The organism is Paenibacillus sp. GL_099_B (assembly GCF_057835695.1).
This window is the reverse complement of the sequence record NZ_CM174430.1, coordinates 1,250,833-1,263,794: the sequence shown is the minus strand read 5'-3', so window position 1 is coordinate 1,263,794 and position 12,962 is coordinate 1,250,833. Positions and strand designations below refer to the sequence as shown.

The window sequence follows — 12,962 nt, the reverse complement described above, 5'->3', positions numbered from 1 at the left end:
CTCAAGCAACTCCAGTAAACTGACGAACAAAGACTATTTCAGGAAATGATAGCATAAAAACCAAGCGATTGTCAGCGGGCCCAAACCCAATTTTTCAACTTAATATTTCTCCGATACCAGCTTCGCTTGGGTGAACAGCAGCAAGTAATCTCTTCCCCCTGCCTTGGAATCCGTTCCCGACATGTTAAATCCGCCAAATGGATGCGTACCCACCAGTGCACCTGTGCATTTACGGTTAAAGTATAGATTCCCCGCAAAAAATTCCCGTCTGGCTTGTTCCAGATGTTCGCGATTGCGAGAGATCACCGCACCTGTCAGTCCATAATCGGTGTTATTGGCAATATGCAGTGCATCCTCGAAAGATTCTGCCTTGATAAAGGCCAACACCGGTCCAAAAATCTCTTCCTGTGAAATCCGCGCTTGCGGGTCCACATCAGCAATAATGGTCGGTTCAATGAAATAACCTGCCTCGTTCCCTGTACTACCACCGAGTACAAGGCGTCCTTCAGCCTTGCCTATTTCAATATATTCAGCGATCTTGGCATACGCCTTGTCATCGATAACCGGACCTACCTGATTTCCGACTTCAAGCGGACTGCCCATGCTCAGTTGCTTGGTTCGTTCAATCACTTTTTGCAGTACTTCGTCATATACATCTTTATGAATAATGGCGCGGGAACACGCAGAGCACTTCTGTCCCGAGAAACCAAACGCGGAAGCCGTGATGGATTCCGCAGCCAATTCCAGATCACTGTCGCTATCTACAACAATTGAATCCTTGCCACCCATTTCAGCAATCACCCGTTTAATCCATTTCTGCCCCGGCGCGGTGCGTGCTGCACGTTCATTGATCCGCAGACCGACATCTCTGGAGCCTGTGAAGCTGATAAAGCGGGTGAGCGCATGGTCCACCAGATAATCGCCAACCTCACTGCCCGGTCCGGGCAAATAGTTCACTACGCCATCCGGCACACCCACTTCTGCAAGCAGCTCCATGAATTTGGCGGCAATAACCGGTGTTGTGCTAGCTGGCTTCAATACAACCGTGTTGCCAGATACCAATGCAGCAGAAGTCATACCTGCCATAATCGCGAGTGGGAAGTTCCATGGCGGAATGACAACCCCCACACCAAGCGGAATATAACTCAATTCATTATCTTCGCCTGCAATTCGTGTGAGCGGCTGTGGTTCACTCAGACGCTGCATCTCACGGGCATAAAACTCCATAAAATCAATAGCTTCGGCTGTGTCCGCATCCGCTTCTGGCCATGTTTTGCCTGCTTCGTACACCATCCATGCCGAGAATTCATGCTTACGACGCCGCATGAGCGCCGCCGCTTTGTACAAATAGCGGGCACGTTCATTCGGGTCCGTATGCTTCCAGGTGCGAAATGTTTCCGCAGCCGTTTGGATGGCCTGCTCGGCAAGCTCTTGATCGGCCTGATAGATCTTTCCGACGATCTGATTTTTGTACGCAGGATTTACGGAGGATAACGTGCGGGCGCTCGTTATTTTTTGTCCTCCGATGATAATAGAGTATTCCTGGCCAAGTTCAGCCTCCACCTTGCGAAGCGCGTTCTCAAAAGCTTCCCGGTTGGCCGGGACTGCAAAGGATGTGAATGGTTCGTTAACAAAAGGGATATTCATGAATGATTTCCTCCTTCAGATGTGGGGGTTCGCTGGCTGTTTGCCTGAGTTGCCATGCATTTTACTCATCACCCAATATATGTAGCAAGATCCGTGCCAACTCCGGTTGATGAAGGAATATTTTTTGAGAATAAATGTTTTCCTTCAATATTACCGCCCGTTTTCTTCTATGCAGAACAACCTTGGCATGATTATTGCTTGATATCTTTGTTATAAAGAAACATGATCCATAAGGAGGAACCCCGATGAGTATCGGAACCGAAATGTACCGTAAAACGCTGCTGACCGTCGCAGGTAATAAAGCTGTGGAGAATCTCTCCATCAAATACGGCAAAAAGCTGGCTGGCAAGTTTATCGCAGGCAACACACTGGAAGAAGCTCTCGAAGAGATTCGGGTACTCAACAACAAAGGCATTATGGCTACACTGGATCATCTGGGCGAGGGCATTACCCATTTAAGAGAAGCTGCGTTGTATCGGGATGAATATGTACGTCTGGTGGAAGGCATTGCCCGTCAAGGTGCAGACTCCAATGTCTCCCTAAAACCAACCCAAATGGGACTCGCGCTGGACCCTGAGGAAGGTTATCGAAATATACGTGCGGTTGCCACCCAAGCGAAGCTGCATAAACTGTTCGTCCGGATCGATATGGAGGACAGCCCGTTTACCCAAGCGACTTTGGATATTGTGCGCCGTTTACACTCAGAAGGACTGGATAATACAGGTACGGTACTGCAAGCCTACTTGCATCGTACCGTGGAAGATACACGTGATATGATTCGGGAAGGAATCCGGCTGCGTCTGGTCAAAGGTGCTTACAAGGAACCTGCATCCGTAGCTTATCAGAACACTTCCGAAGTGATTGATCAATTCAAAACGATGATTCGCAACCATCTCGATCAAGGCGTATACACTGCGGTTGCTTCACATGATGATCATATTATTTCCTGGACCAAGCAATATGCGAAGGATCGGGGAATTTCCCCGGATGCGTTTGAATTTCAAATGTTGTACGGCTTGCGTATGGGCGAACAGGAACGCCTGGCCAGAGAAGGATACCGCATTCGTTGTTACGTGCCCTACGGAACCATGTGGTACCCGTACTACACCCGCCGTCTGGCCGAGAAACCAGCAAATCTCTGGATGGTGGTCAAAAACATGTTCAGATAACTTCCCGGCTGGACTCCCTTATATAAAATACAACGATAAGAACAAAAACCATGCTGCCACTTTCTTTCAGGGCACATGGTTTTTTGTATATATAGCATTCCAGAGCATCCAACTTTTCTTCTCTTCGGCTCATCTCTTAATGTCTAAAAAATGAGCATCCCCAATTTAAAATGTCTATTTTTCTGGACACTACTTGATTAGCTGCTCAATTGTTGAATGAGAATGGAAGCATTCGCATTAATCTGTGTTCCGCCTGCCAGTGTTTGCAGATCAACAGCCGATGCACTGGAATGATTTCGTAATGTCAATACATCACCGGGAGCGGCGGTGATAATAATCATTCCTGGATTCGGTTGAGTGCCAGCTCCTGTGCCGTAGACACTACCACCTACAGGGGCTCCATTTTGATAAAGGGTGAATTGATTTGCCTGAACGCCTGTAACGATGAAAAACACTGCATAGTCCCCAGCATTACCAATATTAATTTCAGCCGTACCCGGTGTATGAGTAATATTGGTAAGGTTCTCGTTGCTGTCGAAGGTTATATCCGTTTCGGTAGCTACAGACTGAGCTGAGGTATTAAAGATATAGCCATATGACGACAAACCTTGCCCTGTTGCGCCAGTGGCGCCAGTGGCTCCTGTATCTCCTGTTGCACCCGTAACTCCGGTGTCTCCTGTTACTCCAGTGTCGCCTGTCGCTCCCGTAACTCCGGTGTTGCCTGTTACTCCCGTAACTCCAGTGTCGCCTGTCACTCCTGCTATCCCAGTTGCACCTGTTACTCCTGTGGCTCCCGTAACCCCAGTGCCGCCTGTTACTCCCGTAACTCCAGTGTTGCCTGTCACTCCTGCTATCCCAGTTGCACCTGTTACTCCTGTGGCTCCCGTGGCCCCTGTTACGCCCACGATCCCCATAGTCTCACCCAGCAACTCCTGCGAAACCAATCGGTGAGCCGTCACCAACTCGCCTTCGGCATCTTTGCCCCAGACGGAAACTTGTGCTTCCGAAGCAGCCGTGTCAGTCATTGAAAATACAAACTCGAACGCGTCGAAATTCCCGCTATAATCTTTGGTTATGACCTGATTAGGCAACACATTGATCAGTTCTTCTACATATAACGTCCTAACCCCATCAAGGTAATATCCCAAAAGATGTATATTGAACACATCTGTCAAATTCCGGTTATCGATTTTGATCGTGACGAATTGAGTCGGCCGGGCACCCGTTATTCCTGAAATGTTATTTTCAATGGGACCCGTTGATAGAATGGCCATATCTTCACTCTCCTTTGATTTAATGCACTCATCCCTTTATGGCCTTCGTATAGCATTATTCAGAAGCTTCTCAATGGTGTGGACAATTCGTATACTGTATGAATAATCACTTCATTTGCACCGTAGCGGTTAAATGCAGCAATCAATCTCATGGGATTTGTAATAAAGCTCGTTAAAATTCAACGCTATAAATCAACATTTAAATGTCATGTTTAATAACAAAGATCACAATACAAATCCCAATTATCATTCCAGATTTAACAGTTATGCCTAAACTATAAATTTGAAAGCGCATTCTAAATTGAATAAATAAATACTGCTATCTTCTACAGCTGTGATATGTACGCTTCATGTCAAAAAATATATACACACTTCATTTGGAAAGCTATAATATGGATAATCAACATTTGCTCCAAATCAATTCTTTTGCAGATAATTTGTAAGTCGTATTACAGGTGTAGTTCCCGAAAGTTATGCTCTCACTGAGGTGATACCGATGAAACATTTACTTCCAGATTTAATGACCTTATTACGTACAGATATGAGTATCCTGGATTCGGGCCTCTCCATGCCCGTCATCCCCTCAACAACAGGGCTGGCAGACGCCATTCCCCTATTCAATACCAGTCCTTATCTGTTAGTTCAGGATGATGGACCTCTATTGGGCTATATCGCTGTATCCGATGTTTTACAAGAAATGATGCATGCCCATCGGCTTATGGAAGCTTATTTCGAGACAACACTGGAAACGGCAGGCTCAGCTCTGACATTGATTAATGAAGAAGCAAAGGTCACCTACTGGACATCGGGTGCGGAGCATGTTTTTTCCATTAACAAAAAAGATATCATTGGGAAACCAGCAGCGGATTTCTTTCCCCCGGATCGCCTTCAATCGCTCAAAACGTTATATACAGGGGAAACCGTGTATCGAAAGCAGCACCAGCCAAGACCCGATCTATTCGCCCTGATTAATGCACGTCCAGTGCAACTCGATGGACGTATTGTAGGCGCGGTTGCCGCCGAAGTGGACATAACAACCGAAATCCGCCTGCATCAGGAGTTATTACATATGACATCCAAAGTCCAGCATCTGGAGAAAGCCGTTGCCCGTCTGCGCCCGGATTCCGATCCGTTCGCCAGAATCAAGGGCAGCAGCCCGGTGATCAATCAGTGTCTGGAGACTATTCGCAAGATCAGTACCACCTCAGCTACCGTGCTCATTCTTGGAGAGAGCGGAACGGGCAAGGAGCTATTCGCCAAAGCCATTCACGACCTGCGTGAACCGCAGACAGCGCCATTTATCGCCATTAACTGCGGAGCTATACCTGGTTCATTATTTGAGAGTGAGTTATTCGGTTACGAGAAGGGGGCATTTTCAGGGGCTGATCCCAAAGGAAAAAAAGGTAAAATCGAACTGGCCGAAGGCGGCACGCTCTTTTTGGATGAAATAGGTGAAATGCCGCTGGAGCTTCAAGTGAAACTACTGCGTGTATTGCAGGAGAAAAGTTACTTCCCTGTCGGTGGAACACGCATGAAACAGGCAGGCTGCCGGATTATCGCCGCAACCAATCAGAATCTGCTGGGCATGATTGCCCGCAATCAGTTTCGGGAAGATCTCTACTATCGACTGAATGTCATTAATCTCGTCATTCCTCCCCTGCGTATGCGCAAGGAAGATATTTACGAGTTGACACAGACCTTCCTGCAAGAGTTTTCCTTGCTCTATAATCGTCATATTGAACTAGTTCCTCCTGAGGTGTTCAAGCTGTTATTCCACTATGACTGGCCGGGGAACGTACGGGAATTAAGAAATGTGATTGAACGGATCACCATTCTCACCACAGATGGTGAGGTCAAGCCTGAATATCTCCCTGACACCTTCATTTCATCCATTGATCAGGAACAATCCATATTGCATGGGACGGTACAGCTTCATTCGCAGCCTAACCTGGAATCGGGCTCGTCTCCTCTCCCCGGGAGCACGGACACATCTGTTTCAACACATGTAGGAGAACAAGACGAGCCGGCGGATACTTCCACCCTATCCTATCAGGAGCAGTTGGACGCCCATGAGTCGGAACTCCTGCTGCAATATCTGAAAGCCGCCGGGGGAAACAAAAGAACGCTCGCCCGGCAGCTCGGCATCTCCAGAGCAACGCTCTATAATCGCATGAAGAGGCTCGGTCTATGACCAGCCTCTTCTTGTCGTTATAATGAATGATACAGAGAATTGTTAAGCCTCGATGAAGAAGGTTGGTTGTAGCACATGGAGATACAGAATCACATGATGTTGTGGAATCACGCTTCCTTCAACATATTTGATATCCGCCGCGTGGTAGTCCAAGCAGGTCAGACTTTGTGCTCTTATGTCTTGCCAGCCAGTGTCTTTATCATGTCTGTCCGCGGAAGTGCTCAGATTATACTTGATGAGACATCACACAATACACGACGTTTTCAGATATTCCATGCGGGTAAAGGAAGCATTCTGAACGTGGAAGCCGGACAAGAAGGGTTCGAATATTATTGCCTTTATTATAAAGCAAAACTTTCACTGCCAGCCCATAACGAACTTGCAGCACTTGCTGAACGTCTGCGCCCTTTCCATGTTACCTACAGCCTGATCCCTGCGGAACCTGTTATACTTTATCGCTGTTTGACGGACATGCTTAAGGAATGGGGCAAAGCCGAAGCGCTCGGACATTTGCGTGCCAAGACCCTGCTATTTCAATTCATCACTGAAGTGCTGAATCAGATGCAGACTCAAGGTGCACGTTCTCAGAAACGCGATCTGGCTGCTCAAATCATCACGCTTATTCAGTCTCGATACGCCGAAACCATTACGTTGGAATTACTATCAGAGAATCTGAATTACAGCGTTCCGCATCTCTCCTCTTATTTTAAAAGCCGGACCGGACTCAGCCCGATTGATTACCTTATTAAAGTACGGATCGATAAGACGGCAGCATTGCTGCTGGAGACGGATGCCACGTTAAAAGAGATTGCATCCAGCGTCGGTTATCAGGACCCCTACTATTTGGGCAGGCTGTTCAAAAAATACAAAGGCGTCTCCCCCTCACATTTCAGAGCGGAGCATAGAGCGCCCCAACTAGAAGATAGTCCTTCCACAACCATGAGATTATCCATTGGTCCTCCAAAAACCCTCAGCTATACTGTTGTAGATGATAATGATTATCAACGAGTTGGGGATGGAGAGGACGAATTGAACATGTACAGAGGATCAAGACCACCAATTACGGCGGTATTATTGCTTAGCTTTATGCTGTTGATCAGCGCTTGCGGGACGGAGGCTACAGGCAACAGCTCCTCAGGAGCATCAGAGAATGCAACAACTCCGACCAATACCAAGCAAGGACAAGCTGCGGGAACTACAACTGCCGAACAGCCACAGACCAAAACCGTCTCCACGATTACAGGAGATATTGAAATACCAATGCAGCCCAAACGAATTGTAGCGGGTGAATACCTGGGCAGTCTGATCGCTCTGGGTGTAACTCCTGTCGGAACATCAAGTCACCACATTGCAAACCCCTACCTGCATGATGCGCTGAAAGATGTGGAAGATCTGGGTGATGGAAACGGCAACTTGGAGAAGATTGCTGCCATGGAGCCGGATTTGATTATTATGGATGATATGTATGCTGAAATGAATGAGCAGCTAACTAAAATTGCCCCGACCGTAATCGTCCCCTATGCCTCATTCAAAACCGTGCATGAAGAAGTCAGCTATTTCGGCGAGCTACTGGGTAAGCAAGAGGAAGCAAAGGCATGGCTTGCTGATTATGACCGCCGTACAGCCGCAGCGAAAGAACGAGTGCTCCAGGTTATCCCTGCCGACAGCACATTCTCCATTCTGGAATATATGGGGAAAGATATTTCAACCGTTGGCGCCAACTATGGCAAAGGTGGACCAGTGATATACAATGTGCTCGGTTTCAAACCTCCAGCTGAGGTAATCGCTGAGTTAACTGATCCAGGCTGGGCGAGTCTATCCACTGAAGTTTTGCCTAAATATGCTGGGGATTATATCGTTCTGACGACAGATAACCAGACGATGGAAGATTTAAAGGCCGACCCCATCTGGGGAGGATTGGACGCCGTCAAAAATGATCATGTGTATATCTGGGGTGCCGATCGCTCCTGGTATTGGGACCCTATTGCCATTCTCACCCAAACGGAAGAACTGGCCGATTGGTTAGTGGAAACGAAGCATTAATGCTTCAATTTCATTAACCAATCAGCTTCATGAACCCTGGATCTCATAGTCATCTCATAGTCATCTGATAGAGATTGACTCATCAAAAAAAAACACGCAGGACTGGCTCGGTTGGCCAGTTACTGTGTGTTTTTTGGTTTATTCCAATGATGCTACTTTCCGATGAATCCATATTATTCTTTCAGTCACGCTACAGCACTCTTGCCAGTCGGATCAAAGCCGCTCGCAGATGCCGATAGAATGTCGCCCGGCTCATCGAGCATACCTGTGCTGCGGCAGTTGGATTGCCAGCATGTGTCCAATAGGCCGCGTATAACAGCATCTGATCTTGCTGGGAAATACCATGAACCCGACCCTCCAGCAAATCCAGGATATGCGACTGTAGATGAATGCCATCCGTCATGCCATTCACTCGCTCTGCGGACTCTTGCAATGCTCCAGGAGAGTGCAGATGAGTCAGCATTTTGCGCACATCCTGTTCGGACCAGGGTACCTGACTCACGTCAGATGACCCCTGCTGTAATCCGCTGCTCTTCGTATCCGGACACAAAAGGGACATCACCCAATCACCGAATTGTCCACTACGCAAATCCAGATCCAGCACATCTGCCTCATCTGCATACACGTCACATAAACGGGTACGTGTTCTTCTACTCTGAAAACCAATGCTCTGCAAAAACAGCTTCAGATGCGGATTGGTTGCGATCAGGATGACTCTGGCCCCTTCCCCCAGTAGTGACAACCGATCCAGCGACATATAACCCACAAGTTCTTCACGTTTGTAACCGGGCACATCATCCCTTGCAGCAGCGAGTACCGCAAAGTGAGTATCCGTCTGGTCCGGATCGCAATCCAGCTCTTCCGGTGTGAAACATTCCTGCATTTCGGCCGGAAAATAGTTGGTCAACATCCCGCTGCTCTCGCGGTGCACAAGCACCGTAATGAACATCGCGATCGGATCGCCCTCCTTGTCACGCATCAGTACAATTCCCTCAGGATAACGCTGTGCAAGTTCGTCTAAAAAAGCAGGATAAGACGGCGCCTGCCAGGGCTCCACACTATATTCACACCACTGTTGGAGCAATTTGTGCAACGCCGGCAAATCTTCCGCTCGCATCACTTCCATCGGAGAAAAGAGTGAATCTGCCGATACATCAGCATACTTCCGATGCTGTAGCATGGATTCCTGACACAAAAGGAGCATTTTCCTGGTAATCTGGCGTCTCTCATGTGGACCCGCTTGTTCATGGAGCGGCTTCAACAGCCCCGCTATTCGCACACGCATGGCTTGCAGACGCTGTGGTTCACGTTGGCGGAAATCCCGAAGCAAATGCAGTCTGGCCATATCATGCAGCGCCAAACCATTAGGACCGGAACGGATAAATGACATACGCCTCAGGACGTTGTATTCTTCAAGCGTCACCTCTGTTTGCAGCACAGATGCCAACAATTCCTGATTCGCCGTTTCCAGCAGCGTTAATACCTCTACCATCGGGTGCAGCCGGGGAAGCGTCAATTCAAGCAGCAGTCTGGCACTAATCATCTGAGACAATTCAGTCCAATCGGAGATAGGAATATTCCTGCGCTGATCCGCTGCCTCCACAGCAAGCGCTAGCCCGAGCGGATGTCCATCCGTCATACGCGCAATCGTCCCCGCTATGCTCCTGTTCAATGATCCTGCCACCGCAATGTATTCGGACACTTCTTCACCCGTAAAATGTTGAAGAGGCATCTGCACGAGGCGCTGCCGCAACCTTGGATGTGTCCGCCATGCTGAAGCCGGCTCCGGTCGTGAGGCCAGAATAATAAGTACTCCATATAACGGGAGCTTGGATACGAAGACTTCCATAAACCAACTCTCCAGAAGAGCCAGCTCCTCATAATTATCCACAGCAAGGACCAGCCGCCTCTGAACTGAAGTTTTACTCAGCAGGCTTAATGGCCGCTTGTTACCATCACTCCCCATTGTCTCAAGTCCCAATGTAGAGGAGAGATACTCCAAAAAAACTGACGGTGTAGAGCCGCAGGATCTGCCATCCATCCATATGGCAGTTGCCCCCTGGTTTCGAGCAATGGACAACATCTCGGACAGCAAGGATGATTTACCGATCCCCCCCATGCCCGTAACTGAAAAAATGGTTAAAGGTGCTTCCGGATTGCTGAGCCATCGGTCCAACAGCATCAGTTCCTTGGCTCGACCCACAAAACGTTTTCCATGACCATAATGGCTGTCGTATTGAATCTCACTACTGTTTTCCATCTGTGTCCTCCGTACTAGATACTGGTACTTTCCCTTAACCGTATTTTCTCACAAGTTGAGACTATATTGAGACGCACAGTTACATGTGAAGTGATAAAATCTAGATAAAAGCCAAATTATAGTAAAATACACAAAACAGCTGTATGCAAACGTTTAACACTGGGTACATACATCTTTCATGAGGATGTTCAACATATTCGCCATTCCGCTAATCGAGCACACCAATCAAGTGGGCATTTGATGTGATTCAGAACGCTGAAGTCCATAAGCAGCTACTATTTTCGAACTTCATGCTTCCCTTTCAGAACCTATACAGCCCGATATTCCAGGAAAGGCGGATTTGTGTGAGAAAAAACCTCGATATCTGTAATCTGAGCGGACAACTAGGAATCAACCGTGAGCGACTTGATGAATGGTTGCGTCAAGCCGGTGTTTCACCCCAAAAAATGGAGACGGAGACTCTTCCGGAGCGCAGCTCTTCGCCATATCGCTTGGCTGCTCCCACCTCGTTATCCCTTGCACCTTCCTCCGGCCAACCCAAACTGTTCCGTGGCCGCCGTCCGGCTTCTGGCAACTCTGTATTACCAAGAGCATTACGACACGCTCGTCGCATCAGTAAAAATTGCTAGACTGTGCATGCTTTTCAATAATGCACAGTCTGGACTGTCTTCCAGCCTGATTCATCAAGACGGAAAATCCTGTTCCTCCTCGATCATGGCATGAGCAAGCAGCGCCATCTCCAGGCAGATTCTTCTTTCCTGATCCATAAAATCAGGTCCCATTAATTCTTCTAACTTCTCCAATCTATTGTACAAGGTTTGCCGATGTATGAACAATTGAGCAGCCGCATCCCGTTTGGAACCGAAGTTTTGCAGAAAGGCATCCAATGTCTCCACCAGCCTTAGATGATGTGACCGATCATAGTCAATCAGAACGCCCAGATGGTCATTGACAAAAGGCTGCAGAAACGATTGGGGCAATGCTTTAAGCATTTGATATATTCCCATACGCTCGTAAAAATGAATATGTTCCAGCCGATCTACGGATCGTGAAACTTCGATTACTTGATACGCTTCCTGCAGACTGTCCGGCATGCCTGTTAAACGGTTACGCAACTTGCCAAATCCGGCATGGATCGTAACCTGCTTCAGGTTGCGACTCGCAAATCTCTTTACATCACCAATAATGCCTTCAAGTGATTTTACCAGTTGATTTCGTGTGGATGTCTTGCTTTCTTCCTTGGCACAGCATACATATACCTGATTATTTTTCAGCATGATGAGGCTGGCCAGATTGTTCTTTTTGAGCAAGGAACGCAGCAGAACCAGAATATCCTGATGATTGGTTTCCATTCGCTCACGGCCGACGCCTTTCAGACGGTGCTCCATCTCAATAACTCCGCCTGCAAACCAGTACTGTCCCTTCACCAGCAGACGGAGCCCCATTCGGGTCTGAGCCTGCTCCTCATGAAGAATGTTACCGTTCATCAGATCCTGGATCAGCTCATTCTGGTTGCGTACCATCTTCTCCTCCAGAAATTGAGAGCGCAGAGTCAGTGCCGCCGCAGCCTTCGCTGTATAATCGAGCAACAACTTAAGATACTCGACGGGTGCCGAAGGATGTACAACCATGCCTACCGCGGAAAAGACCTGACCAAAACATACGACCGGGTGACACAGTAACACCTGTTCCTCATCCAGATGGAACCATAACTCGGTGTCTGAATCATTGAGATCAAGATGCTCAACCTCCTGTTCGTACCATGTGTAGATTGCTTGTTGTGTCTCTGAAGGCAGCTCAGGTACAAAACTGCCCGGTTCCATGGACGAAATATACACAACCGGTTTGGCCGCGTATTCATGCAGAAGATTAAGCACAGCCGACATGTCTGTACTCTGCAATGTTCGCTGCTGAAGCTGACGGGAATAGGTTTCCAGACTCTTCAGCAGTTGGTGTTGATGATTAATAAGCAAAGCGTGGATATCTTGCGTGATCTCAACAAAACGGACCGGTTGCTCAAACACGATAAGCGGGAATTGATGCCTGTCAGCCAATTCAATCAATTCTTCGGGAATGCCATGAATGCTCGTCCCAAACTCCACGCAGAGCCCCGCCGCTTCGCTCCGGATTAACTGGAGCAGATATTCTTCGCGCCCTTCTTCCGATTGAAGCCATAGTCCAGTGGATAAAATAAGATCATGGGGACTTACAAATGGAGAAACATTGGTAATCTCCAACACATGAACCCATCCAACTTGACGTGATGTTCCATCTTTCCCAGCAGCAAGCTGGGCTTTAGCAAAGACAGGGCGAGCCAGAATATCCTTTATCGTAAACACTCGGTCATTTCTCAATATCGATCCCTCATAGTGTCATTT

At 47.9% G+C, this 12,962-nt stretch carries 8 protein-coding genes; 4 read left to right on the top strand and 4 right to left on the bottom strand.

Annotated elements, in window-relative coordinates:
* Positions 1 to 99: 99 nt before the first annotated feature.
* The gene (pruA, locus tag AC3ITG_RS05720; protein ID WP_489253109.1) at positions 100 to 1,647 is read right to left on the bottom strand and encodes an L-glutamate gamma-semialdehyde dehydrogenase; all 1,548 of its coding nucleotides are present in this window, start codon (positions 1,645 to 1,647) and stop codon (positions 100 to 102) included.
* Between the two features lie 245 nt (positions 1,648 to 1,892).
* Here pruA and AC3ITG_RS05715 point away from each other — a divergent pair, with 245 nt between their 5' ends.
* On the top strand, positions 1,893 to 2,816 hold the full coding sequence (locus AC3ITG_RS05715) for a proline dehydrogenase family protein (protein WP_489253108.1): 924 nt from the start codon (positions 1,893 to 1,895) through the stop codon (positions 2,814 to 2,816).
* Between the two features lie 197 nt (positions 2,817 to 3,013).
* On the opposite strand, the gene AC3ITG_RS05710 is transcribed toward AC3ITG_RS05715, so the two are convergent.
* Positions 3,014 to 4,090: a BclA C-terminal domain-containing protein gene (locus AC3ITG_RS05710; RefSeq protein WP_489253107.1), complete on the bottom strand. Its 1,077-nt coding sequence runs from the start codon at positions 4,088 to 4,090 to the stop codon at positions 3,014 to 3,016.
* A 496-nt stretch (positions 4,091 to 4,586) separates the two neighbouring features.
* On the opposite strand from AC3ITG_RS05710, the gene AC3ITG_RS05705 reads away from it, so the two are divergent.
* Together AC3ITG_RS05705 and AC3ITG_RS05700 are read left to right on the top strand one after the other, a co-directional pair.
* Positions 4,587 to 6,281: a sigma-54 interaction domain-containing protein gene (locus AC3ITG_RS05705; protein ID WP_489253106.1), complete on the top strand. Its 1,695-nt coding sequence runs from the start codon at positions 4,587 to 4,589 to the stop codon at positions 6,279 to 6,281.
* A 93-nt stretch (positions 6,282 to 6,374) separates the two neighbouring features.
* Positions 6,375 to 8,324 carry an AraC family transcriptional regulator gene (locus AC3ITG_RS05700; protein ID WP_489253105.1) on the top strand — a complete coding sequence of 650 codons (1,950 nt, stop codon included), beginning with the start codon at positions 6,375 to 6,377 and terminating at the stop codon, positions 8,322 to 8,324.
* Positions 8,325 to 8,514: 190 nt separating this feature from the next.
* Here the strand turns inward: AC3ITG_RS05700 and AC3ITG_RS05695 are convergent, their stop codons facing one another.
* Entirely contained in the window at positions 8,515 to 10,584 is a 2,070-nt protein-coding gene (locus tag AC3ITG_RS05695; protein WP_489253104.1) for an nSTAND1 domain-containing NTPase, read from the bottom strand.
* A 344-nt stretch (positions 10,585 to 10,928) separates the two neighbouring features.
* Between AC3ITG_RS05695 and AC3ITG_RS05690 the strand changes: the two genes are divergently transcribed.
* Positions 10,929 to 11,213, top strand: a complete 285-nt coding sequence (locus tag AC3ITG_RS05690; RefSeq protein WP_489253103.1) for a hypothetical protein — start codon at positions 10,929 to 10,931, stop codon at positions 11,211 to 11,213.
* A 54-nt stretch (positions 11,214 to 11,267) separates the two neighbouring features.
* On the opposite strand, the gene AC3ITG_RS05685 is transcribed toward AC3ITG_RS05690, so the two are convergent.
* Positions 11,268 to 12,938, bottom strand: coding sequence for a PucR family transcriptional regulator (locus AC3ITG_RS05685; protein WP_489253102.1), 1,671 nt, complete (start codon positions 12,936 to 12,938; stop codon positions 11,268 to 11,270).
* Between the last annotated feature and the right edge of the window lie 24 nt (positions 12,939 to 12,962).